Here is a 22711-nt window from a genome sequence, read left to right on the forward strand (position 1 = left end):
GAGGCAGAGTTCCGGGGGTCGGAAGGAACCCATGGAAGCCAGCAGGGTGCAAGAGGCCGCCGCCGTACTGGGGCGGGCCTATGCCACGCGCGAGCCGATCGAGCCGCTGATCAAGACCTTCCCGGAGGCGACCACCGAAGACGCCTACCGGATCCAGCAGGAGCAGGTGCGGCGCTGGGTGGAAGGCGGCGACGCCGTCCGCGGGCACAAGGTCGGCCTCGCCTCCGCGGCGATGCAGCGGCAGATGGGCGTCGACCAGCCCGACTACGGCCACCTCACCGGCAGCATGTTCCACCTCGAGCACCAGCCGATCCCGACGTCGGCGTTCCTGCAGCCGCGGATCGAGCCGGAGATCGCGTTCGTGCTCGGCTCGGCGCTGCGCGGACCCGGCGTCACGGTCGCCGACGCGGTGCGGGCCGTCGACTTCGTGCTGCCGTCGCTGGAGATCGTCGACTCGCGGATCCAGGACTGGAAGATCTCCCTGTTCGACACGATCGCCGACAACGCGTCGTCCGGCGGCGTGGTGCTGGGCAGCAGGCCGACGGCGTTGCGCGACGCCGACCTGCGGCTCGCCGGCTGCGTGCTGCACCAGAACGGCTCGGTCGCGGCGACCGGCGCGGGCGGCGCGGTGCTCGGCTCGCCACTGAATTCGCTGGTGTGGCTGGCGAACACGGTCGGCCCGCTCGGCGTCACGCTCGAACCGGGGCACGTCGTGCTCCCGGGGTCGATGACCCGGGCGATCCCGGTGTCGCCGGGCGACACGATCGTCGCCACGATCGCCGGCCTCGGCAGCGTCACCGCGGTGTTCGCCCCTTCGGAGGAATCATGAACGTGCGAGAGGCAGCCGCTTCCCTGCTGGGGACGGTTTCGGAGCGCGCGCCGCTTTCCGAGGACTGGCCGGGGCTGGACATCGACACGGCGTACGCGATCCAGGACGAGGCCCTGCGCCTGCGGCGGGCCCGCGGCGAGACGCTCGTCGGGCTGAAGCTGGGCCTGACGTCGCGGGCGAAGCAGCAGCGGATGGGCATCGACTCGCCGCTGCTGGCCTGGCTCACCGACGCGATGGTGCTGCCGGCGGGCACGCCCGTGCCGCAGGACGCCCTGATCCACCCGCGCGCCGAGCCGGAGCTGGTCTTCGTGCTGGGCCGCCGGCTGGCGGGCCCCGGCGTCACGGCGGCGACGGCGCTGGCCGCCGTCGACCGTGTGTACGGCGGCATCGAGGTCATCGACAGCCGGTACGCGGACTACCGCTTCACGCTCCCGGACGCCGTCGCGGACAACGGCTCGTCGGCGTACTTCGGCTTGGGTCCGGTCGGGCTGCCTCCGCGCGAGCTGGACCTGTCGCTGGAGGCGGCGCTGCTGGAGGTCGACGGCCAGATCGTCGACACGGCGACCGGCGCGGCGGTCCAGGGCCACCCGGCGGAGGCACTGGCCCTGGCGGCGAACGCGCTGGGCGCACGCGGCCTGGCCCTGGAGCCGGGCTGGCTGGTCCTGACCGGCGGCATGACGGACGCGGTCCCGCTCCGCCGGGGCTCCCGCGTCGCGGCCCACTTCTCCCACCTGGGCTCGATCACGCTCTCGGCGTGATACCTCGCCAAATCACACGAGTTGCGCGCTCAATCACGCGAGTGACGCGCTCAATCACGCGAGTTCGCCGGTTCCGCATGGTCGGCTCGCGTATCTGAAGGGTCGGCTCGCGTACTTGGAGGGTCGGTCGCGTGCCTGGAGGGTCGGTTCGCGTGCCTGGAGGGTCGGCCGGTGAGCCGACTGCCTGGGTGCGCGAACCGACCGCCTGGGTGCGTCAGTTCGCCGCGTCCGCGCGGTCGGCGATGCGGGTGATGCCCGTGATCACCCGCGGCCAGACCGCGCGGGGCAGGTCGTGGCCCATGCCGGGGACGATGTCGAGGTCCGCGCCCGGGATGGCGCGCGCGGTGGCGCGGCCGCCCGAGACGTGCACCAGCGGGTCGCGGGCGCCGTGCACCACGAGGGCCGGCACCCGCACCTTCCGCAGCCGCGGCGCGCGGTCGCGCTCGGCCATGATCGCCGCGAGCTGGCGCAGCGTGCCGCCCGGGTGCACGCCGCGGTCGTACGTGCGCTCGGCCCGCTCCCGCATCCGCGCCTCGTCGAACGGGTAGCCGGGGGAGCCGATCAGCCGGAACGTGCGCACCAGCAGCTCGACGTAACCCGCCCGGTCGCGCGGCGGCGCGGTGAGCAGCATCGACATCGCGCGCGTGCTCGGCCGGCCGACCAGCTTGCCGCCGGTGCTGGACATGATCGACGTCAGCGAACGCACCCGCCCCGGGTGCCGGAAGGCGAGGGTCTGCGCGATCATCCCGCCCATCGACGCCCCGGCGACGTGCGCGGCCGGGATGCCCAGTGCGTCCAGCAACCCGGCGGCGTCGTCGGCCATGTCCGCCAGCGTGTACGGCGCGTTGTGCAGCAGGTACGCCTGCGCGAGGTTGGCCCGCCCGCGCATCCGGCTCGACCGCCCGGCGTCCCGGTTGTCGAACCGGACGACGTGGAAGCCCTGCCCGGCCAAGCTTTCGCAGAACTCGTCGTCCCACCAGATCATCGGCGCACCGAGGCCCATGACGAGCAGAAGCGGACGCCCGCCCGGGTCGCCGAACGTCTCGTGACACAGCTCGACGCCGTTGACCTTCGTGACGCGCTCGGCCATCGGACCTCCTGGGGCTCGGCCGTCCAGTGTGCCTGCCGGGTGGTCAATCGGCTCCGGTCGGGGACGTGACCTCCTCCGGCGTGCCGGTGGCGCGGGGCTCCGGGACCGTCGCCGAGCCGTTGCGGTACGCGCGGGCCTGGATCTCGTACAGCTCGTGGTAGACCCCGCCCGCGCGGATCAGTTCCTCGTGCGTGCCCTCCTCGATCAGCCTTCCCTTCTCCAGGACCAGGATCCGGTCCGCCGAGCGGATGTTGGCCAGCCGGTGCGTCACCAGGACCGTCGTGCGGCGGCCGCGGCTCGACCGGCTCGCGTGCTGCAGCCCCGCGAACACCCGGGCCTCCGCGCGGGCGTCGAGCGCCGCCGTCGGTTCGTCGGCCACCAGGACCGACGCGTCGCGGTAGATGCCGCGGGCGATGCCCATGCGCTGCCACTGGCCGCCGGACAGGTCGTGGCCTTCGTCGAACTTCTTCGACAGCACGGTGTTTTCCTTGCTGGGCAGGGAATCGATCACCTCGTCGGCGCCGGAGTAGTCCACCGCTTCGCGCCACGCCCGCCGATCCGGGTCCGCGCGGCCGAGGCGGCCCACCGTGATGTTGTTCGCCGCGGTCATCGGCCACTCCGCGGGCTCCTGGGCGATCACCGCGATGTTCGCGTGCACCGACGCCGGGTCGGCCTGCGCGAGGTCGACGTCGTCCCAGCGGACGGTGCCCTCGTCCGGCGGGTACAGCCCGGTGAGCAGCTTGCCGAGCGTGGTCTTGCCCGAGCCGTTCTCGCCCACGAGCGCGACCACCTCGCCGCGCCGGATGGTCACGGAGATGTCCCGCAGGGCCGGGTTCTGCCGGCCTGGGTAGGAGAACGTGACGCCGTCCAGCCGGATTTCGGCCGGGTCGGCGGGGGCGACCAGGGGCGTCGGTGGTGGTTGCCGCTTCCCCGACTCCGCGAGCAGCTGGTTGTAGAAGCCGATGTAGAACGAGTCCTCGTACAGCGAGTTGACCGCGCGCATGGTGTTGGACAGCGCCGTCGAGGCCGTGCGCATCGCCAGGACCGCCGTGCCGGCCAGCGCCAGCTCCATCGCGCCGGTGTAGAGCAGCCAGCCGAGCACGAGGTAGGCGACGGCTGTGCCGAAGCCGGCCGCCGCCCGCCCGGTGGTGCGCACCAGGTTGCTGCGGTGGGCCAGCCGGACCTCCTCCCGCGTCAGGCTGCGGGAGATGCGCCGGTACTCGCCGAGCAGCGGCTCCTGCAGCGTCAGCGCGTGCCGTTCGAGGGCCATCGAGCGCCAGGTGGCGACCTCCTCGACAACCGACTTGCGGATGTTGCGCCCGACCGTGGCGATGAAGTGCTGGTAGTTCAGCTTCGCGACGCGTGCGGCCGCCCAGCCGTCGGCCGCCGCGGCGAGCAGCAGCACCGGCGCCAGCCAGGGGTTGAGCAGCCCGGCCGTGAGCATCGCCGCCGCGAGCGAGATCGCCGACGACGTCAGGTCGGCCAGCCGGCGCAGGCTGGTTTCGATGGCCCGGACGCCGAACCGGGCGCCTTGGCGCGCCAGCTCCCGGAAGTCGGCGTCCTCGAACGCGATCAGCCCGACGCGCACGACCGCCGCCGTCACCGCGTCGTCCGCCGCCGCCGTGACGCGCGGCCGGAGCGCGCCTTCGACGGCGGCGACGGCCGCGTCGAGCACCGCGCGCGCCGCGTACGACCCGGTGACGACGGCGATCGCGGGCAGCGACTGCAGCACCCGGTCCGGCGTCGGGCCCTGTTCGAGCAGCGCGGTGAAGACGTTCGCGGTGGCGAGCAGCCCGAACGCCGTGACGCAGCCCGAAACGACGTGGACGACGGCGGCCAGCAGCGTCAGCCGCGGCGACGTCCGCCACGCCAGCCGCAGCACGACCGAGATCGCGGCGGGCAGCGCGCGCACGGCCTGGCCGAAGCCCGCGGTGGCCACGCGTTCGTCGACGCGCGCCCATTCGGGCATCTTCAGGTTCTCGACCCCGATCAGCGGGGGCGAGTCGGGGGGCGGGGTCTCGGCGGATCTGCGCACGCCTTCATCTGTACTCCGGGGGTCCGACAATTCCGGGGCGGCGGTGTCCCGGTGGGCGGCTTCCGCGCTGGGCCGTTCGGGTGAAAGTAATCGTTTTCCCTGGGCGTCCGGCGGAATCGGGGACACACTCGCTGCATAGCCCAGAACAAGGCAAGACCGAATAACTCATAATTGTTGTTTAATTGACCTCATCGTGCGACCGCCCGGGTCGGCAGGTTCGCGAATGTGGTGGCAGAGACCGGAAACAGGTGACGTCCTCGGGTCAGGGGGGAGGGGCGTCGCCTGTTTCCTCCTACTCGTTTTTCCGGGTGTACCGGGCGCGCAGAAATGGGCTGAATTCGCGGTCTTCGCCCATCCGGACGTCGATTTCGTGAGTCAACGTGTCACCCTCCGGAGTGAGCCGGTGCCGGGCCACTCCGCGGGCGGTGCGCTTCTCCAGGGTCAGTGTCGCGCCGGTCCAGCCGCCGCGGGCGGGTGCCTCGGGCGGGAAGCCGTAGCTGTCGAACCCGTACCAGAGCGTTTCGCCGGTGGCCGGGTCGGCGGTGAAGACGTTGTGGCCCAGGAACTCCGATCCGTCCTCGCGGCGCTGGCGGTAGTGCTGGATCAGGGCGAAACCGTTGAGCGCCAAGTGGTATTCGCAGTCGGCGCGCGCGGTCGAGGCCGGTGCCCACGGCGAGGCGGCGAGCTCTTCGGTGCCGGTCCGGTCGCCGGCGAAGGCCTTCAGCGCGTCGTGCGCGGGGCCGAGGGTGGGCATGTCCATGGTCGTCTCCATTTCGACAGGTGCCTGTCGATGTGCGAGACTAGCACGCATGCGGTCCCATCGAGCCGAGACGTTCACCCGGGTGATCGACGCGGTCTTCGCGTGCAACGGCGATTTCCTGTCGGCGGGCGACGCGCTGACGGAGCCGGTCGGCCTGACGGCGGCCCAGTGGCAGGTGCTCGGCTTCCTCGAGGACGGCCCGGCGACGGCCGCGGAGGTGGCGCGCCGCCGCGGACTGCGCCGGCAGAGCGTGCAGGAGACGGTGAACCGCCTGCTGCGCAACGGAATGCTGGACCGCTCGCCGAATCCGGCCGACGCGCGGGCCCCGCTGTTGTCGTTGACCTACCGGGCGCGCGCGGCGATGCGAGAGCTGGGGGCGGCGCAGGTCGAGTGGGCGGAAGGTGTGGCGGCGGAGGTGTCGCAGGGGGATTTGGAGACGACTCTGCGCACGTTGCGACGGCTGCGGGAGATCGTGGCCCAGCCGCGGTTGTTGGGCTAGCTCTCCGCGCCGGGGCCCGGGAGGAGGTCGATGTCTCCTGCGTGCATCGGCTCGCCGCAGTGGGGGCAGCGCAGGTCGGGCTTGGTGATTTCGCCGCAGGCGTGGTGGCGGTAGAGCACTGGGGGTCCCGCCTCGCCTGCCAGCCACTTGTCGCCCCAGCGGGTCATGACCATCAGCATGTCCACCAGTTCGGCGCCCTTCTCAGTCAGGACGTACTCGTAGCGCGGGCGGCGGTCGTACGGGCGGCGCTCGATGACCTCCTCGTCCACCAGGTGGTTGAGGCGCTCGGTGAGGACCTTGCGCGAGATGCCGAGGTCCGCCTGGATCTGCTCGAACCGGCTGAAGCCGGCCCAGATGTCGCGGAGGATCAGCGGGGACCACGGCTCTCCGATGACGTCGAGCGTGCGCGCGATCGAGCACGCGGCCAGTTCGCTGAAGTTCGTGCGCTGCATGACGCCAGTTTAGCATTCTGGGTTCCCTTAGGGAACTGAGCCTGCTACGGTTCTGGAGTCTCCTCAAGGAACGCCGAAAGGATCTCAGCGATGAGCAAGGTCTTCAGCGCCCACGCCGTGTCGGTCGACGGGTACATCACCGGCCGGGGGGCCCGCCCCGGGCACGGGCTCGGCGACGGCGGGACCCTCTTCGACTGGTACACCGACGGAGACACGCCAAGCCGGGTGTTCGACTTCTTCAAGCTCAGCGAGCCCAGCGCCCGCGTCTTCGACACCCTCGCCGGCCGCGTCGGCGCGATCGTGGCGGGCCGCAACACCTACGAGGACTCGGACCGCTTCGGCGGCGGCAGCCCGCACCCGGGCGCCCCGCTCTTCCTCGTCAGCCACCGTCCGGCGCCGGAGCTGACCGCGAAGCAGACCCTCGTCGACAACATCGAGGACGCGATCGCGGCCGCCCGGGAGGCCGCCGGGAGCAAGGACGTCGGCCTCATGGGTGGCGGTGCCCTGGCGTCGGCGCTGAAAGCCGGGCTCGTCGACGAGATCGTCCTCCACCAGGTCCCGGTCCTGCTCGGCGGTGGACGGCCCTTCTTCCAGGAGCTGCCCTCGCACGTGCGGCTGCGCCTCGTCGAAGCCGTTCCCGCGCCCGGTGTCACCCACCTCCACTACGCCGTCAACTGAGGAGATCCCCATGCTCGACGCCGATGTCCGCCGCATCCTCCAGACCACCGTGGTCGCCCACCTCGCCACCGTCCTGCCCGACGGTGCCCCGCACTCGATCCCGCTCTGGGTCGACCCGGAAGGCGACCGCATCGCGATCATGACGGGGCCGGATTCGCGCAAGGCTCGCAACCTGCGGCGTGACCCGCGGGTGGCACTCTCCCTGACCCCGCCGGACAACCCGTTCGAGCCGGTGGTCATCCGCGGCCGGGTGGTCGAGTGGATCACCGGCGACGCGGGCTGGGAGATCGTCGACCGGATCGCCACGAAGTACCTCGGCGGGCCGTACCCGCGTGAGCAGGAGCGGGTTGTCGCGCTGATCGAGGTGGACCGGCAGAGTGTGGGGATGGGCTGACGTCAGCCGGGTTTGATGCCCAGCAGCGTCAGGAACGTGCGGAACCCGGCGGGCATGTCGACCTCCGCCGGGTCGAGGAGCCACTGCAGCTGCAGGCCGTCGAGGACGGCGATCGCGATCGGGGCCAGCTGTTCCGGCGTGGTGCCGGGTGGCAGTTCGTCCCGGTGGCGTTCGAGCATCTCGGTCATGCCCGCCCGGACGCGCGCGTAGCGGTCGTGGAAGTACTTGCGGGCCGGGTGGTCTTCGGTGACGCTGTCCGCCGAAAGCACCGTGTACGTCTGGACGATGCCCGGCCGGGTCGCGTTGTAGTCGACCAGGTCGGCCAGCTGGTTCACCGTCATCGCCGACGGATCGCCCGGCGGCGCGTGGCCGAAGTGCAGCAGGTCCCACTCGTCGCGGGTCTCGAGCACCGCCGTCAGCAGGTCTTCCTTGGTGGGGAAGTAGTGCATCAGGCCTTGCTGGGTCAGCCCGACGCGCTCGGCCACGGCCGCCAGCGAAGTGCCGCGGTAGCCGCGTTCGGCGATCACCTCGAACGCCGCTCGGACGATGCTCTCGCGGCGGTCGACGCCCCTGGCCCGGGTCATGATCCCGAGCCTACGGGAGAGGCCGTCACGGAACCATAACTTTCACTACCCAATGCCAGGTAGAGTGACGGCAGGACCGACCGCGGAGGGTGTGCATGAGCTTCGACGTCGACGCGCTGCTGGCCGAACTCGACCTGGACGCCAAGGCGCACCTCCTCGCCGGCCAGGACGTCTGGAGCCTCCCCGCGCTGCCGCGGATCGGCCTGGGCTCCCTGGTGCTCTCCGACGGCCCGGTCGGCGTCCGCGGGGTGCGGTGGAGCCCGGACGACCCGTCGGTGACCCTGCCCAGCCCGACGGCGCTCGCCGCGACCTGGGACCCGCGGCTGGCGGTGCGGGTCGGGCGCCTGCTCGCGCAGGAGGCCCGCCGCAAGGGCGTGCACGTCCTGCTCGCGCCGACGGTCAACCTCCAGCGTTCGCCGCTGGGTGGCCGGCACTTCGAGTGCTACTCGGAAGATCCCCTCCTCACCGGGATGATCGGGGCCGGCTACGTCACCGGCGTGCAGGACGGCGGGGTCGCCGTCACGGTCAAGCACTTCGTCGCCAACGACTTCGAGACCGAACGCTTCACCGCCGACGTGCACGTCGGCGAGCGCGCGCTGCGCGAGCTCTACCTCGCGCCGTTCGAACTCATCGTCCGGCGGGCGAAGCCGTGGGGGATCATGGCCGCCTACAACAGCGTCAACGGCGTCACGATGACCCAGCACGCCGAGCTGCTCAACGGCGTGCTGCGCGACGAATGGGGTTTCGACGGCTTCGTCGTCTCCGACTGGCTGGCCGCGCGCGACACCGTCGCCTCCGCCAGCGGCGGCCTCGACGTGGCGATGCCCGGCCCGCGCACCGTGTTCGGCGAACGGCTCGCCGAAGCCGTGCGCGGCGGCGAGGTCGGCGAAGAAGTCGTCAACGCCATGGTCCGCCGCGTTCTCCTCCTGGCCAACCGGACCGGCGCGCTCGGCGGCGGTCCGCTGCCGTTCTCGTCCGATGTGGACGGTGATGCGGTCGCGCGCGAGGTCGCGCACCGGTCGTTCGTGTTGCTCCGCAACGAAACCGGCCTGCTTCCCCTGCGTGAACCGCAGAGCATCGCGCTCGTCGGCGCGCCGGCCGCGGACCCGAAGATCCTCGGCGGCGGCAGTGCCACGGTGTTCCCCGATCACGTCGTCTCCCCTCTCGACGGCCTCCGAAAAGCCGTTCCGCCGGGCACCGAGCTCACGTTCGCCACCGGTGCCGATCCGCGAACGACGCTACCGCCGGCCACCGACAATTTCCGGCTCCGCGCCACCGCCAAAGCCACGGACGGCACCCGATTGGCTGAATTTCCGCTCAGGGAAGCCAAAATCGACTGGATCGGGGAACTTCCCGCCGGCCTCGACATCGGCACGCTCGCGTCGGTCGAGATCGAAGGCACGTTCCTCCCCGAGCAGACCGGCACGCACACCTTCGGCGTCACCGGCCCCGGCGACCTCCGCCTCACCGTCGCCGGGCAGACCCTCTTCGACGGCGTGAACCTGCCCGAAGGCGGGGACATCTTCACGTCGATCATGCAGGTCAACGAGCAGCGCCGCGAAGTCGAACTGACCGCGGGCGAGCCCGTGGAAGTCAGCCTGACCTACTGGATCCCGTCCGAGATGGCGGAGTTCGCGAGGGGCACCTTCGCCTGGGTCACCTTCGCGCTCCGGCACCGCGGCCCGGTGCTCGACCCGGACGCCGCGCTCGACGAAGCCGTTGCGCTGGCGGGGAAGTCGGAGGTCGCCGTCGTCGTGGTCGGCACCACCGCCGAAGTCGAAAGCGAAGGCTTCGACCGGACGTCTCTCTCGCTCCCGGGCCGCCAGGACGAGCTGGTCGAGCGGGTCGCGGCCGTCAACAAGAACACCGTGGTCGTGGTCAACGCCGGCTCGCCGGTGGAGATGCCGTGGCGCAACGACGTCGCCGCGGTGCTGCTCACCTGGTTCCCCGGACAGGCCGGTGGCGACGCGCTCGCCGACGTCCTCTTCGGCCGCGAAGAGCCCGGTGGCCGCCTGCCGACGACCTGGCCGGCGAAGCTCGAAGACGCGCCCGTCACCAACGTGACACCGGAAGAAGGCGTGCTCGAGTACCGCGAAGGCGTCTACATCGGCTACAGCGCCTGGGGACGCACCGACCGGCAGCCCGCCTACTGGTTCGGCCACGGCCAGGGCTACACGACGTGGGTTTACGAAGAACTCGACGTCTACCCGGACGACGAAGGCGGCGCGCGCGTCCGGGTCCGCGTACGCAATTCCGGGACGCGCAAGGGGCGCGAAGTCGTCCAGCTCTACTTGGCCCCGACCGAGCGCGGCGACCGGCCGGACCGCTGGCTCGCCGGGTTCGCGAGCGTCGAAGCCGGGCCGGGCGAGGTCGTCGAGGCCGACATCGCCGTCCGGCCGAGGTCGGTCGAAGTCTGGCGGGACGGCTGGCGGCACATCGCGGGCGAGTACGTCGTGGAGGCTTCGCACTCCTACGCCGAGCCGCGGCTGAGCACCCGGGTGGTGCTGCAGAAAATCCGTTGATCACCGCGGGTGGCACCCCTATGCTCTGCGGAAGCACCCGTGACCAGGGAAAGGAGGTGGGAACGATGATCACGCAACCGATCACGCGCTCCCACCTCGCCGCGAGGGTGCCGGCTGTCTGACCGGGAGCGCGTCCTCCCGGAAGGATTTCCATGACCGATCTGGTCGTGCGCTCGCTCGAAGCGGGCGAAGAAGCACTGTTCACCTCCCTGCCCGACCGCGGTCTCGTCGGCCGCACGCTGCTCGGCAACGACTTCGCCGAGATAGCGAAGAAGGGCGAATACCGGCCCGAATGGACCTGGGTCGCGCTGCGCGACGACGTCGTCGTGGCGCGGGCGGCCTGGTGGGCGGGGCCGGACGACGAAGCGCCGCTCGCGCTGGACTGGTTCGACTTCACCGACTTCGACGCGGGCGTCCACCTGCTGAAGACGGCGCCGCTGCGCGCGGAGTACGCCCTGACCACGCCGCCCGCGTGGCAGGACGACCCGGACGTCGCCCACGAGGTGAACGTCCGCGTCGAAGCGGCCGAGCAGGCCGGCTACCGCAAGCTCGTCGAGCGCTACCGGTTCCGCTGGACCCCGGAAAACGGCCTGCCGGAGAAGCCCGGCCGGCTCGAGTTCCGGCCCGAGCCGGACGACGACGTCATCCTCGACGTCTTCAAGCGGGTGCACGTCGGCAGCCTCGACGCGCACGTGCGGAAGACCGTCGAAGAGCACGGCCTCGAGGTGGCCGCGCGGGAAGACCTCGACATCATGCGGTGGATGCCGGCGCCGCGGGACTGGTGGCGGCTGGCGTACACGCGCGAAGGTGAGCTGGTCGGGCTCACGTTGCCGAGCCGCAACCCGTACGACCCGGTGGTCGGCTACATCGCCGTCGTGCCGGAGCACCGCGGTCACGGCTACGCGTACGACCTGCTGGTCGAGGCCACGCACGACCTCGTCGCGCACGGCGCGGACCGGATCGTCGCGGGCACCGACGTCGGCAACGTCCCGATGGCCAAGGCCTTCGCGAAGGCGGGCTACCCGGTGACGCAGCACCGCATCGACCTCGTGTGACGCCGCGGGCGGCCGCGTCTTGCCCGGCGCGGCCGCCTCGCGGTACCGTCGCTAGAGCGATCTATCAAATCGGGGGTTCATGATGGACGTTCTGCAGGAGAAGGGCCTGGCGCCGCTCCGCTTGATCCTGGGCTTTTCGCTGCTCAGCACCACGTTGCACTACGCGCACAACGTCATCCGGGCGGTGGATTACCCGCAGCTCCCGGGCGTCTCCGTGCTCGCCACGCAGATCGTGGTCGCCTTCGGCTGGGCGCTGTTCACGACGTTCGGCTGGCTCGGCCACCGCGCGTACGGGCACGGGAACTACCCGCGGGCGCTGGCGTTCCTATTGGTGTACTCGCTGTCCGGGCTGGCCAGCGCGGGCCACTTCCTGGTCGGTGACGTGCACATCCCCGCGTTCTGGCTGGCGACGATCTTCACCGACTCGGCGGCCGCCGTCGCCCTGTGGGTCTTCGTCACTTGGGCCTGGGCGACGCTCAACCGGGTGACCTCGCGAGATCAAGTTTCTACACAACATTGACGTCCGTCGAGACCATGTAGACAATCGGGTGAGTGACCACCACCACACCGGTGACCTTCGACCGCCGTCCGGACGAGTACCGCCACTGGCGCCTCCAGATCGACGGGGAGGTGGCCTGGCTGGAAATGGACGTCGACGAGCAGGGTGGGCTGGTCCCGGGCTACGAGCTCAAGCTCAACTCCTACGACCTCGGCGTCGACATCGAGCTGTACGACGCCACCCAGCGCCTGCGGTTCGAGCACCCCGAGGTCCGCGTGGTCGTCGTGACCAGCGCGAAGGACAAGGTGTTCTGCGCGGGCGCGAACATCCGCATGCTCGCCGCGTCCGAGCACCAGTGGAAGGTGAACTTCTGCAAGTTCACCAACGAGACCCGCAACGGCATGGAGGACGCCACCGAGCACTCCGGCCAGACATACGTGGCCGCGGTGAACGGGACGTGCGCGGGTGGTGGCTACGAGATCGCGCTGGCCTGCGAAAAGATCCTCCTGATCGACGACAACTCCTCGACCGTCGCGCTGCCGGAGGTGCCGCTGCTCGGCGTGCTGCCCGGCACCGGCGGCCTGACCCGCGTGGTCGACAAGCGGCGGGTTCGCCGCGACCTCGCCGACGTCTTCGCGACGCGCCCGGACGGCGTCAAGGGCAAGACGGCGGTCGACTGGCGCCTGGTCGACGAACTGGTGCCGCGCCAGGGGTTCCGGGAGGCCGTGGCGAAGCGGGCCCGTGAGATCGCGCGGGAGTCCGGCCGGACCGGCGAGGGAGGCATCGAGCTGACGCCCCTGGAACATCGCTATGTCGACATAGATGTGACCAAGGACCAGGCCACGATCACCATCAAGGGCCCCGGGAACGACCCCGGTGACCTGCACGAGGAGGGGGCGGGCGGCTGGTTCCTCGCGATGACCCGCGAGCTGGACGACGCCATCCTGCGGCTGCGCACCAACGAGGTCGAAGCCGGCACGTGGATCCTCAAGTCCCAGGGCGATCCGGAGAAGGTGCTCGCCCACGAGCAGGCCGTCCTCGGCGGGAAGGACTGGCTGGCCAACGAGATCACGCACTACTTCAAGCGCACGCTCAAGCGCCTCGACGTCACCAGCCGCAGCCTGATCGCGCTCATCGAACCCGGCAGCTGCTTCGCCGGCGCGCTGCTGGAGATCGCGCTGGCCGCGGACCGCCAGTACATCCTGGACGGCCCGCCGATCGACGACGAAGACAGTGCCGAACGCGCCTCGATCCGGCTCACCGACGCCAATTTCGGGGCCTTCCCGATGGGCAACGGCCTCTCCCGCCTGCAGGCGCGGTTCTACGGCGACGACGACCACCTCACCTGGCTCGCGCGCGAGAAGAACCGGGCCCTCAGCCCGACTGAAGCCGTCGAGCTCGGCCTGGTCACCGACGCCCCGGACGACCTCGACTGGGAGGACGAGATCCGGATCGCGCTGGAAGGCCGGGCGTCGCTGTCCCCGGACGCGCTCACCGGCATGGAGGCCAACCACCGGTTCGTCGGTCCCGAGACCATCGAGACCAAGATCTTCGGCCGGCTGGCGGCTTGGCAGAACTGGATTTTCACCCGGCCGAACGCATCCGGGCCGGAAGGCGCCCTGCGCCGATACGGTACGGGGCAGAAGGCCGTCTTCGACAGGAAGCGGGTCTAGCGCAGATGCCCGAGAAGATCGACTACGACGCCAAGATCCCCAACAACGTCAACCTCTCCGAGGACCGGCGGCTGCAGCGCGCCCTGGAGGGCTGGCAGCCGAAGTTCATGCACTGGTGGGGCGAGATGGGCCCGACGCTGGAGACCCAGGGCGTCTACCTGCGCACCGCCGTCAGCGTGGGCCGCGAGGGATGGGCGCACTTCGACCACGTCAACGTGCCCGACTACCGCTGGGGCATCTTCCTCGCCGAGCGCGACCCGGACCGGCGGATCGCCTTCGGCGAGCACAAGGGCGAGCCGGTCTGGCAGCAGGTGCCCGGCGAGTACCGCGCCGACCTGCAGCGGCTCATCGTGATCCAGGGCGACACCGAGCCGGCGTCGGTCGAGCAGCAGAAGCTCCTCGGCCTCACCGCGCCGAGCCTCTACGACCTGCGCAACCTGTTCCAGGTCAACGTCGAAGAGGGCAGGCACCTGTGGGCGATGGTGTACCTGCTGCACGCCTACTTCGGCCGCGAAGGCCGTGACGAGGCCGAAGGGCTGCTGCTGCGCAACTCCGGCAGCCCCGACGCGCCCCGCATCCTCGGCGCGTTCAACGAGGAGACCGCCGACTGGCTGGCCTTCTACATGTTCACCTACTTCACCGACCGCGACGGGAAGTACCAGCTCGGCACGCTCAAGGAGAGCTCCTTCGACCCGCTCTCGCGCACCTGCGAGTTCATGCTCAAAGAAGAAGCGCACCACATGATGGTCGGCACCACCGGTGTCGACCGCGTGGTGACCCGCAGCGCCGAGCTGATCCGCGAGCACGACACGTACGACATCGGCCCGCACGGCGGCATCCCGCTGGACGTCATCCAGAAGTACATCAACTTCCACTACACCGTCTCGCTCGACCTCTTCGGCAGCGAGACGTCGACGAACGCGGCGAACTACTACACCGCCGGGCTCAAGGGCCGCTGGCAGGAGACCCGCCGCAAGGACGACCACAAGCTCACCGAGGACGCCCGCACCATCGAGCGGCCGAACGGCGACGGCACGTGGACGACCGAGGAGCTGCAGGCGATCCTGCTGCTGAACCTCGACCTGCGCAGCGAGTACGTGGCCGACTGCCAGACCGGCGTCAACCGGTGGAACAAGATCCTCACCGAAGCCGGCGTCGACTTCACGTTCCGCTTGCCGCACCCTGGCTTCAACCGCGAAGTCGGCATAAACTCCGGCCACCACGTCACTCCCGACGGGACGATCGTCGACGAGGCGACCTGGGAGGCCGGCAAACGCAAGTGGCTGCCCACGACCGAGGACCTCACGTTCGTCCGCTCGCTGATGCACCCGGTGTACGAGCGGGGGAAGATCGCGAGCTGGGTGGCGCCGCCCCGGCAGGGCATCAACGGGAAGCCCTTCGACTACGAGTACGTGTACCTCACGTAGGAGGTCTGGTGGCGACAGGGTTCAACGCCGCGGAGTACCTGCTCTCGGCCGGGCGTCCGGACGCGACCGCGGTCGTGTCGCCCCGCCGGTCCCTCACCTACGCCGAGCTGGCGGAGGAGTCCCGCCGGGTCGCCGGTGGCCTCGTCGAGCTCGGCGTGCGGCCCGAAGAGCGGGTCATGTTCTGCATGGTCGACGACGTCGAGCTGCTCACCGGCATCCTCGGCGCGATGCTGGCCGGCGCGGTGGCCGTGCCGGTGTCGACCATGGTCACCGGGCTCGAGCTGGGCAAGATGCTGGCCGACTCGCGGGCGCGCGTGCTGTGCGTGTCCGGCGAGTTCGCCGACCAGGCGGTCACCGCGCTCGGGCTCGCCCCCGAGGTCACCGACGTGCTGCTCGACCGGTCCGACGCCGGGGGCATCCCGGTCCGGACGCACCCGTGGTCGTCACTGGCCGGTTCGTTCCGAAGTGGACAGACGTGGGAGGACTCGCCCGCGTTGTGGCTGTACACCTCGGGGACGACGGGGCAGCCGAAGGGCGCGATGCACCGGCACGCGAGCATCCGCGCGGTCTGCGAGACCTACGCCCGTGGCGTGCTGGCGACGACTTCCGCGGACCGGTTCCTGTCCGTGCCGAAGCTGTTCTTCGCCTACGGGCTGGGGAATTCGTGCTTCTTCCCGCTCGGCGCGGGTGGGACGACGCTGCTCGAGCCGTCGCGGCCGACGCCCGCGTTGTTCGCTCGACGCGCTCGTGAAGAGGAGCCTTCGCTCTTCTTCGCGGTACCGACGTTCTACGCGGCCCTGCTGGCCAGCGACGTCCCGGACGACTCGTTCTCTTCGGTGCGACACGCGGTTTCGGCCGGGGAGCCGCTGCCCGCGTCGCTGTTCGAACGGTTCCGCGCCCGCTTCGGGCTGGAGATCCTCGACGGCATCGGGTCCACCGAAGCCCTGCACATCTTCCTGTCGAACCGGCCCGGCGCGGTGCGGCCCGGCAGCACCGGCGTCCCCGTTCCCGGCTACGACGTCCAGCTCCGCGACGAGACGGGCGCGGTCATCGACGCCGTCGGCAAGCCGGGCGAGCTGTTCGTGGCCGGCCCGTCGACGGCGACCGGCTACTGGGCGCGTTACGACGCGACGAAGCTGGTCTTCCAGGGCGAATGGCTGCGGACCGGCGACAGCTACGTCCGCAACGAGGACGGCACCTACAGCTGCCTCGGCCGCTTCGGCGACATGCTCAAGGCGGGCGGGATCTGGGTGTCGCCGTCCGAAGTGGAGGAACGGCTGCGGCAGCACCCGGCGGTGGCGGAGGTCGCGGTGGTGGCCGCGCCGGACGCCGACGGACTCGACAAGCCCGTGGCGTGCGTGGTCGCCGCGCCCGGCTTCGCGGTCGATCCGGACGAGCTGATCGAGTTCTGCCGCGAAGGCCTCGCGGCGTTCAAACGCCCGCGAGGAGTGGTCGAGCTGGCGGAACTGCCGAAGACGGCGACCGGGAAGATCCGCCGAAACGTCATCCGCGAACAGGTCCGCGACGTGCTGCGGGTGGTGGCACCGCACTCATGATCGACGGGCACTTCGTCGTCGACGCGCACGTCCACGCGCCGCGGCTGCCGACGCTCAAACCCGCCTGGCTGCAGTGGGCGCACGACTTCGCCGGGACGTACCCGTGGCGTTCGGTGTACGCGGAAGACGGCTCGGTGATCCCGTCGGCGATGGACGAGCTGATGGAGGCCGAGGGCGTCGACCGGGTCCTGTTGTTCTGCGAGTACAGCCCGCGGGCGACCGGGATCCAGCCGATCGAGGACAACCTGCCGCTGGTCGAGCACAACCCGGCGCGGTTCCGGCTGGTCGCCAACGTCAACCCGTACCTGCACCACCCGGCGGCGGCCGAGGTCGCGCGGCAGCTGGACCTGGGTGCCGTGGCGCTGAAGATCCACCCGGTGCACGGCGCGTTCTCCCCGGCGGACAAGGAGCTGTACCCGGTCTACCAGCTGTGTCTCGAGCGCGGGGTGCCGGTGATCCTCCATTCGGGCACGTCGAGCTTTCCCGGCTCCCGCACCAGTTTCGGTGATCCCGAGCTGCTGTCCGACGTGGTCGAGGACTTCCCGGCGCTCCAGTTCGTCTTCGCCCACGGCGGCCGCGGCTGGTGGTACGACGTGGCGGCGTTCCTCGCGCTGGCCCGTGACAACGTCTGGCTCGACCTCGCCGGGTTGCCGCCGAAGAAGCTGCCGGAGTACTACCAGCGGTTCGACCTGGCCCGGCTGGCCGGCAAGTTCGTGTTCGGGACGGACTGGCCCGGGGTGCCCTCGGTCGCGAAGAACGTGCGGACGCTGATCGGGCTCGGCCTCCCCGAGGACGTCCTGACCGGCGTCCTCGGGGGCAACGCGGTGAAGCTGATGCCGGGGCTAGCCTAGGACCTGGTGCAGGCAGAGGACGTTGCCTTCGGAGTCGTTGAACCACGCGGCGCGTTCGTTGCCCAGCTCCGCGATGTGGTCGACGGTCTTCAGGCCTTCCACCTCGAAGTCCTGGAACCGCACGCCGCGGTCCTCCAGGGTTCTGACTTCGGCGTTCAGGTCACCGACCTCGAAGCTCAGTGCGGTGTTCTCGCTCTGCGCTCCGGCCGGCATCGGGCGGAGTCCGATGGCGCCGCCGGCGGCCGTGAAGTAGAGGGTTCCGTCTTCGCCCTTCCCCGTCTGCTTCAGGCCGAGGGAGTCCGCGTAGAAGTGGCCGGCGCGTTCGCTGTCGGTCACCGGGAGCATCGTCGTGATGGTCGATTCGGTCAGCATGGCTCTCATGGTGCGCCGCGAACCGCACCGCGCTGACCTCGACTTTTTCAACGATCGGCGTTGAACGCGCGGAGTGTCCGCATCGCTTCGGCCAGTGCCGCCGCGTCGTCACCCAGCGGGGTCAGGACGATCCGGCGCAGGATGTCGGCGGCCGCCGCGCGGGCCTTGTTCGCCACCTCCAGGCCGTGGTCGGTCAGGGACGCGAACGTGACGCGGCGGTCGTCGGGGCTCGGGATCCGGCAGATCAGGTCCGCCGCCACCAGGCGGTCGGCCACCTTCGTGAAGCCGCCGCTGGACAGCGCGGCCTCCGTCGCCAGCCGGGTCATCGGCATCCGGTGCTCGGGCGAGCGGACCAGCCGCACCAGGATGTCGAACGACGCGGGCGCGAGCCCGAAGCGCTCGGCGATCTCGCCCATCAGCTTGTCCTGGGTGGCCAGGTAACCCTCGATGACCAGGCCCCACCAGGTGACGATCTCGTCGTCGTCGGTCTTCGGATCGGGGATCACGCGACCAGCCTACCGCAAAAGCTCGCCGGAATATATCTTGCGCGCGAGAGGTTATCGGGGTTACCTTGACTCCCAGGAGGCAACCATGTCGATCAAGACGTCCGGCCTGCACCACGTCACCGCGATCGGCGGCGACCCGCAGCGCAACGCCGACTTCTACCTCCGGACCCTCGGGCTGCGGCTGGTGAAGACCACCGTGAACTTCGACGATCCGGGCACCTACCACCTCTACTACGGCGACAGCTCCGGCAAGCCGGGCTCGCTGATGACCTTCTTCCCGTGGCCCGACGCGCCGAGCGGCCGGCACGGCACCGGGCAGGCGACGACCACGTCGTTCTCCGTCCCGGAGTCCTCGATCGGCTGGTGGAAGCAGCACCTGGCCGCCCAGAAGGTCGAGACCGGCGAGGTCCGCAACGCCGACGGCGAGGACACGCTCACCTTCCGCGACCCCGACGGCCTCAAGCTCGCGCTCGTCGCGCACCCGCAGGGCGACCCGCGCGACCCGTGGGACACCGAGCTCGTCCCCGCCGAGCACGCGATCCGCGGCCTGCACTCGGTGACGCTCTCGGTCGCGAAGGAGGACGCCACCGCCGGCATGCTCACCGACGGCCTCGGCCTCACCTTCGCCCACCAGGACAGCAACCGCCTGCGCTTCGCCGCCGGCGAGGGTGGGCCCGGTGCGCTGGTCGACGTCCTCGTGACGCCGGACGCGCCGCGCGGGCTGGTCGCCGCGGGAACCGTGCACCACGTCGCCTGGCGCGCGCCGGACGAGGAGACGCAGAAGGCGTGGCGCGAGGAGCTCGTGGACAAGGGCGTGCACGTGACGTCCATTTTGGACCGCCAGTACTTCCGGTCGATCTACTTCCGCGAGCCGGGCGGCACGCTCCTCGAGGTCGCGACCGACGAGCCGGGCTTTGCCATCGACGAGCCGCTGCTGGAGCTGGGCCGCGCGCTCAAGCTGCCGCCGTGGCTGGAACCGCGCCGCGACGAGATCCAGCACCTGTTGCCGAAGCTGAACCTCCCCGCCGAGAACAACCCGGAGCTGTCATGACGCTGGAGCACAAGTACGTCGAAGGGGCGCCGGACGCGCCGGTGCTGCTCCTGCTGCACGGCACCGGCGGCGGCCCGGACGACCTGCTCGGCCTGGCCCGCGAGCTGAGCCCGGACTCCGCCGTGCTGGCCCCGGCCGGGCCGGTGTCGGAGTACGGCGCGGCGCGCTGGTTCCGGCGGCTGGCCGAGGGCGTGTTCGACCACGAAGACGTCGTGAAGCGCGCGAACCAGCTGGCGGACTTCGTGCTCGAAGCCCGGGAGAAGTACGGGCTCGGCGACCGGCGGCTGGTGGCCGTGGGTTTCTCGAACGGCGCCAACATCGCGGCCGCGGCGGCGCTGCTGCGGCCGGAGGTCGTGCGCGAAGCGGCGTTGTTCGCGGCGATGTCGCCGGTCCCGGAGCCGCCTTCGAACGACCTCAGCGGTTCCCGGGTCTTCCTGGCCAACGGCGAACGCGACCCGATGGCGCCACTGGCGTCCACAGAGGAGCTGATCCGGTTGCTGCGTGAGCGCGGTGCCGACGTCGTCACGCAGCGCCACCCCGGCGGCCATCAGATCACTGTGGACGGTGTCCGCGCGGCGGCCAAGTGGATCAAGCCCTAGCTTTTGTACGGACCGTATACCGGCTCGCCCTACGATCGGGCGATGACCAACGAGGCACTACAGCGTGCTGTCAAACTGCTGGACACGGCCATCCTCGCCGACGGGCACAACGACCTGCCGTGGGAGCTGCGGCAGCACGGCGGCCCGAACCCGGTCGAGGCGGCCGCGTCGCTCGACCTGACCGTCCGGCAGCCGGCCCTGCACACTGACTTCCCGAAGCTCGCCGACGGGAAGCTCGGCATGCAGTTCTGGTCGGTGTACGTGCCCTGTGAGTTCGAGGGCCACAGCGCCGTGACCGCCGTGCTGGAACAGATCGAGGTCGTCTACCAGCTGGCCGAGCGCTACCCCGACCGGCTCCGGCTGGTCGACACGGCGGACGAGGCCGAGGCCGCGTTCGCCGACGGCCGGATCGCGTCGCTGCTCGGCGCGGAAGGCGGGCACAGCATCGCCGAGTCGCTCGGCGTGCTGCGGATCCTGCGCCGCCTCGGCGTCCGCTACATGACGCTGACGCACAACTTCAACACCACCTGGGCCGACTCGGGCACCGACGAGCCGGCCCACGGCGGGCTCACCGAGTTCGGCCGCGACGTCGTCCGCGAGATGAACAAGATCGGGATGATGGTCGACCTGTCGCACGTCGCGCCGTCGACGATGCGGGCGGCGATCGAGGTCAGCTCGGTCCCGGTGATCTTCAGCCACTCCTCGTGCCTCGCGGTGAACGACCACCCGCGCAACATCCCCGACGACGTCCTGGCGATGCTGCCCGGCAACGGCGGCGTCGCGATGACCACCTTCGTGCCCGCGTTCGTCTCGCCGAAGGTCGCCGCCTGGGACGAGCAGCTCAAGGCCGCCATGGCGGAGGCGGGCCAGGACTACCGGAACCTGACCCAGCGCGGGGAGTTCGTCAAGAACTGGGACGGCCCGGCCAAGCCGAAGGCCGGCATCGACGACGTCGTCGCGCACATCGAGCACGCCCGCGAGGTCGCCGGGATCGACCACATCGGCCTCGGCGGCGACTACGACGGCGTCGGCTCGCTGCCCGAGGGCCTGGAGGACACGTCCAAGTACCCGGTGCTGTTCGCCGCCCTGCTCGAGCGCGGGTGGAGTGAGGAAGACTGCGCGAAGCTGGCCGGGAAGAACACGCTCCGCGTGCTCCGAGAGGTGGACGGTTTCGCCCGTTAGGGGGTTTGACGCAGCGCTCCCCGCGTGCCAGGCGGACACTGGGTACATGACGCACGCGCGCGGGGGCGCGGCTGACCGCCCCACCGGCCCCGGAAACCACGACCTGCCCGGAAGCGGCGGCCCCGGCCGCCACGAGCCGGCCGGGATCGAGGTGCCCGAGGGCGCCCTCGAGCCCGCCGAGCTGCGGGCGGGTGACGTCCGGCCCGGCGCCGAGGAGGTCGCGCCGGTGCGCCCGGCACCGAGCAGGCCCGCCGCCACCAAGAAGGCCCGGCCGACGCGGATCAGCGGCACCTGGGTCGCGGTCATCGCCGGGCTGGTCGTGCTGGTGGTGCTGCTGGTCTTCATCCTGCAGAACCTCGACCCCGCGACGGTGCACTTCTTCGGCGCCGAAGGCAGCCTGCCGCTGGCCATCGCCATGCTGTTCTCGGCCATCGGCGGCGCGGTGCTGGTCGCGCTGATCGGCGGGGCCCGGATCCTGCAGCTGCGGAAGCAGGCCCGCCGCCGCTGACGCCTAGACGATGATCGAGGTCATCGCCAGTACCTGCACGCAAACGTTTTCGTCCCCGGTCGTCCGGACGCGGCCGAGGTCGGCGGGGTTCCTCGTGCAGAGCCGCCAGAACGTGTCCAGGTCCGTCGTCACGGTGGCCAGCGGCGTGCGTGACGGCGGGGCACCGCGGTCGAGCGTCCAGCCGTCGCGCTCGCGGCGGGCGTACCACTTGCCGGCGCCGGTCACCGCGTAGCCGACCTGCTTGCCGACACGCGCGTCGACGTCGCGCAGGGCGTGCGGCAACGCGCGGACGAACGTGTCGGCGATCGGCTCGGCGTACTCCGCCTCCAGCGGCGTGTGCTCCAGGGCCTCGCGGATCTGGACGTGGTGCACCCAGAACTCCGAATAGTCGCGGGCCGCGTCCAGCCAGCGCGGCGCGGGCTCGGCACCGGCCCACGTCACGGGCTCGCCGAGGACGTCGAGGTCCAGCTTCGCCCAGTACTCGGTCGTCTGGCCCATGAACTCGTACAGCATCGTGAGCAGCACGTCCGTCGAGAGACGGCGGCACGCGACGACCCACTCCTCGTTGATCCGGTCGATGAACCGCGGGAAGGCCTCACCCGGACGGGGGGCTTCCGCGGCGTGCCCGTCGCGGCCGCGGGACAGCCGGCCGACCTTGGCCCCGAGCAGGTGGGCGGCGACGTCCTTCACCGACCAGCCGTCGCACATCGTCGGCCGCGTCCAGTCCTCGTCGGTCAGCGCGCCGAGCAGCGTCATCAGCGCCTGCTCCTCCTTGGAGAAGTACGGGAGGACGTCGATCGGCGGGCCCCAGCGCGTCGGACTCATGGCGCC

At 70.8% G+C, this 22711-nt stretch carries 24 protein-coding genes; 16 read left to right on the forward strand and 8 right to left on the reverse strand.

The annotated features are described in order from the left end of the window. The first annotated feature begins 31 nt into the window (after positions 1 to 31). The gene (locus tag ACH54P_RS33180; protein ID WP_489907245.1) at positions 32 to 829 is read left to right on the forward strand and encodes a 2-keto-4-pentenoate hydratase; all 798 of its coding nucleotides are present in this window, start codon (positions 32 to 34) and stop codon (positions 827 to 829) included. Then, positions 826 to 1587 carry a 2-keto-4-pentenoate hydratase gene (locus ACH54P_RS33185; protein ID WP_489907246.1) on the forward strand — a complete coding sequence of 254 codons (762 nt, stop codon included), beginning with the start codon at positions 826 to 828 and terminating at the stop codon, positions 1585 to 1587. The genes ACH54P_RS33180 and ACH54P_RS33185 overlap by 4 nt, the downstream gene beginning before the upstream one ends. A 214-nt stretch (positions 1588 to 1801) precedes the next feature. Here the strand turns inward: ACH54P_RS33185 and ACH54P_RS33190 are convergent, their stop codons facing one another. The 3 genes from ACH54P_RS33190 to ACH54P_RS33200 all read right to left on the reverse strand — a co-directional run bounded on the left by ACH54P_RS33190 (position 1802) and on the right by ACH54P_RS33200 (position 5472). Beyond that, positions 1802 to 2677 (reverse strand): alpha/beta fold hydrolase, encoded by an 876-nt coding sequence (locus ACH54P_RS33190; RefSeq protein WP_489907247.1) that lies wholly within the window; start codon positions 2675 to 2677, stop codon positions 1802 to 1804. Between the two features lie 43 nt (positions 2678 to 2720). Continuing rightward, positions 2721 to 4646 (reverse strand): ABC transporter ATP-binding protein, encoded by a 1926-nt coding sequence (locus ACH54P_RS33195; RefSeq protein ID WP_489916772.1) that lies wholly within the window; start codon positions 4644 to 4646, stop codon positions 2721 to 2723. A gap of 358 nt (positions 4647 to 5004) precedes the next feature. Beyond that, positions 5005 to 5472, reverse strand: coding sequence for a DUF1579 domain-containing protein (locus ACH54P_RS33200; protein WP_489907248.1), 468 nt, complete (start codon positions 5470 to 5472; stop codon positions 5005 to 5007). Positions 5473 to 5521: 49 nt separating this feature from the next. Here ACH54P_RS33200 and ACH54P_RS33205 point away from each other — a divergent pair, with 49 nt between their 5' ends. Further along, positions 5522 to 5971: a MarR family winged helix-turn-helix transcriptional regulator gene (locus tag ACH54P_RS33205; RefSeq protein ID WP_489907249.1), complete on the forward strand. Its 450-nt coding sequence runs from the start codon at positions 5522 to 5524 to the stop codon at positions 5969 to 5971. Here ACH54P_RS33205 and ACH54P_RS33210 read toward each other — a convergent pair. Continuing rightward, positions 5968 to 6423, reverse strand: coding sequence for a winged helix-turn-helix transcriptional regulator (locus ACH54P_RS33210; RefSeq protein ID WP_489907250.1), 456 nt, complete (start codon positions 6421 to 6423; stop codon positions 5968 to 5970). The genes ACH54P_RS33205 and ACH54P_RS33210 overlap by 4 nt on opposite strands. Positions 6424 to 6513: 90 nt before the next feature. On the opposite strand from ACH54P_RS33210, the gene ACH54P_RS33215 reads away from it, so the two are divergent. Beyond that, positions 6514 to 7101 (forward strand): dihydrofolate reductase family protein, encoded by a 588-nt coding sequence (locus ACH54P_RS33215; RefSeq protein WP_489907251.1) that lies wholly within the window; start codon positions 6514 to 6516, stop codon positions 7099 to 7101. 10 nt (positions 7102 to 7111) lie between these two features. Then, positions 7112 to 7495 carry a PPOX class F420-dependent oxidoreductase gene (locus tag ACH54P_RS33220; RefSeq protein WP_489907252.1) on the forward strand — a complete coding sequence of 128 codons (384 nt, stop codon included), beginning with the start codon at positions 7112 to 7114 and terminating at the stop codon, positions 7493 to 7495. Positions 7496 to 7497: 2 nt separating this feature from the next. Here the strand turns inward: ACH54P_RS33220 and ACH54P_RS33225 are convergent, their stop codons facing one another. After that, a complete protein-coding gene (locus tag ACH54P_RS33225; protein WP_489907253.1) occupies positions 7498 to 8079 on the reverse strand; it encodes a TetR/AcrR family transcriptional regulator in 582 nt (193 codons plus the stop codon). Positions 8080 to 8174: 95 nt separating this feature from the next. Here ACH54P_RS33225 and ACH54P_RS33230 point away from each other — a divergent pair, with 95 nt between their 5' ends. From ACH54P_RS33230 to ACH54P_RS33260, 7 genes are all read left to right on the forward strand, one after another. After that, a complete protein-coding gene (locus ACH54P_RS33230) occupies positions 8175 to 10601 on the forward strand; it encodes a beta-glucosidase H (RefSeq protein ID WP_489907254.1) in 2427 nt (808 codons plus the stop codon). 152 nt (positions 10602 to 10753) lie between these two features. Continuing rightward, the gene (locus tag ACH54P_RS33235; RefSeq protein ID WP_489907255.1) at positions 10754 to 11656 is read left to right on the forward strand and encodes a GNAT family N-acetyltransferase; all 903 of its coding nucleotides are present in this window, start codon (positions 10754 to 10756) and stop codon (positions 11654 to 11656) included. Between the two features lie 82 nt (positions 11657 to 11738). Then, on the forward strand, positions 11739 to 12176 hold the full coding sequence (locus ACH54P_RS33240; RefSeq protein ID WP_489916774.1) for a hypothetical protein: 438 nt from the start codon (positions 11739 to 11741) through the stop codon (positions 12174 to 12176). A 32-nt stretch (positions 12177 to 12208) separates the two neighbouring features. Continuing rightward, entirely contained in the window at positions 12209 to 13828 is a 1620-nt protein-coding gene (gene boxC, locus ACH54P_RS33245) for a 2,3-epoxybenzoyl-CoA dihydrolase (protein WP_489907256.1), read from the forward strand. 5 nt (positions 13829 to 13833) lie between these two features. After that, positions 13834 to 15255 carry a benzoyl-CoA 2,3-epoxidase subunit BoxB gene (gene boxB, locus ACH54P_RS33250; RefSeq protein WP_489907257.1) on the forward strand — a complete coding sequence of 474 codons (1422 nt, stop codon included), beginning with the start codon at positions 13834 to 13836 and terminating at the stop codon, positions 15253 to 15255. An 8-nt stretch (positions 15256 to 15263) separates the two neighbouring features. Beyond that, positions 15264 to 16811, forward strand: coding sequence for a benzoate-CoA ligase family protein (locus ACH54P_RS33255; RefSeq protein WP_489907258.1), 1548 nt, complete (start codon positions 15264 to 15266; stop codon positions 16809 to 16811). Continuing rightward, entirely contained in the window at positions 16808 to 17662 is an 855-nt protein-coding gene (locus ACH54P_RS33260) for an amidohydrolase family protein (RefSeq protein ID WP_489907259.1), read from the forward strand. The genes ACH54P_RS33255 and ACH54P_RS33260 overlap by 4 nt, the downstream gene beginning before the upstream one ends. Here ACH54P_RS33260 and ACH54P_RS33265 read toward each other — a convergent pair. Both ACH54P_RS33265 and ACH54P_RS33270 read right to left on the reverse strand, forming a co-directional pair. Continuing rightward, the gene (locus ACH54P_RS33265; protein WP_489907260.1) at positions 17654 to 18034 is read right to left on the reverse strand and encodes a VOC family protein; all 381 of its coding nucleotides are present in this window, start codon (positions 18032 to 18034) and stop codon (positions 17654 to 17656) included. The genes ACH54P_RS33260 and ACH54P_RS33265 overlap by 9 nt on opposite strands. A 47-nt stretch (positions 18035 to 18081) precedes the next feature. After that, entirely contained in the window at positions 18082 to 18540 is a 459-nt protein-coding gene (locus tag ACH54P_RS33270) for a MarR family winged helix-turn-helix transcriptional regulator (RefSeq protein WP_489907261.1), read from the reverse strand. An 85-nt stretch (positions 18541 to 18625) separates the two neighbouring features. Here ACH54P_RS33270 and ACH54P_RS33275 point away from each other — a divergent pair, with 85 nt between their 5' ends. The 4 genes from ACH54P_RS33275 to ACH54P_RS33290 are packed head-to-tail and all read left to right on the forward strand — an operon-like array spanning position 18626 to position 21880. Beyond that, positions 18626 to 19591, forward strand: a complete 966-nt coding sequence (locus ACH54P_RS33275; protein ID WP_489907262.1) for a ring-cleaving dioxygenase — start codon at positions 18626 to 18628, stop codon at positions 19589 to 19591. After that, the gene (locus ACH54P_RS33280) at positions 19588 to 20190 is read left to right on the forward strand and encodes an alpha/beta hydrolase (protein WP_489907263.1); all 603 of its coding nucleotides are present in this window, start codon (positions 19588 to 19590) and stop codon (positions 20188 to 20190) included. Before ACH54P_RS33275 ends, ACH54P_RS33280 begins: the two co-directional genes overlap by 4 nt. Before the next feature lie 42 nt (positions 20191 to 20232). After that, a complete protein-coding gene (locus ACH54P_RS33285) occupies positions 20233 to 21372 on the forward strand; it encodes a dipeptidase (RefSeq protein WP_489907264.1) in 1140 nt (379 codons plus the stop codon). Positions 21373 to 21418: 46 nt separating this feature from the next. Further along, positions 21419 to 21880, forward strand: coding sequence for a LapA family protein (locus ACH54P_RS33290; RefSeq protein WP_489907265.1), 462 nt, complete (start codon positions 21419 to 21421; stop codon positions 21878 to 21880). Between the two features lie 3 nt (positions 21881 to 21883). Here ACH54P_RS33290 and ACH54P_RS33295 read toward each other — a convergent pair whose 3' ends face one another. Continuing rightward, positions 21884 to 22705: a maleylpyruvate isomerase family mycothiol-dependent enzyme gene (locus ACH54P_RS33295; protein WP_489907266.1), complete on the reverse strand. Its 822-nt coding sequence runs from the start codon at positions 22703 to 22705 to the stop codon at positions 21884 to 21886. Positions 22706 to 22711: the final 6 nt, after the last annotated feature.

Source organism: Amycolatopsis sp. N2S4-7, assembly GCF_058119595.1.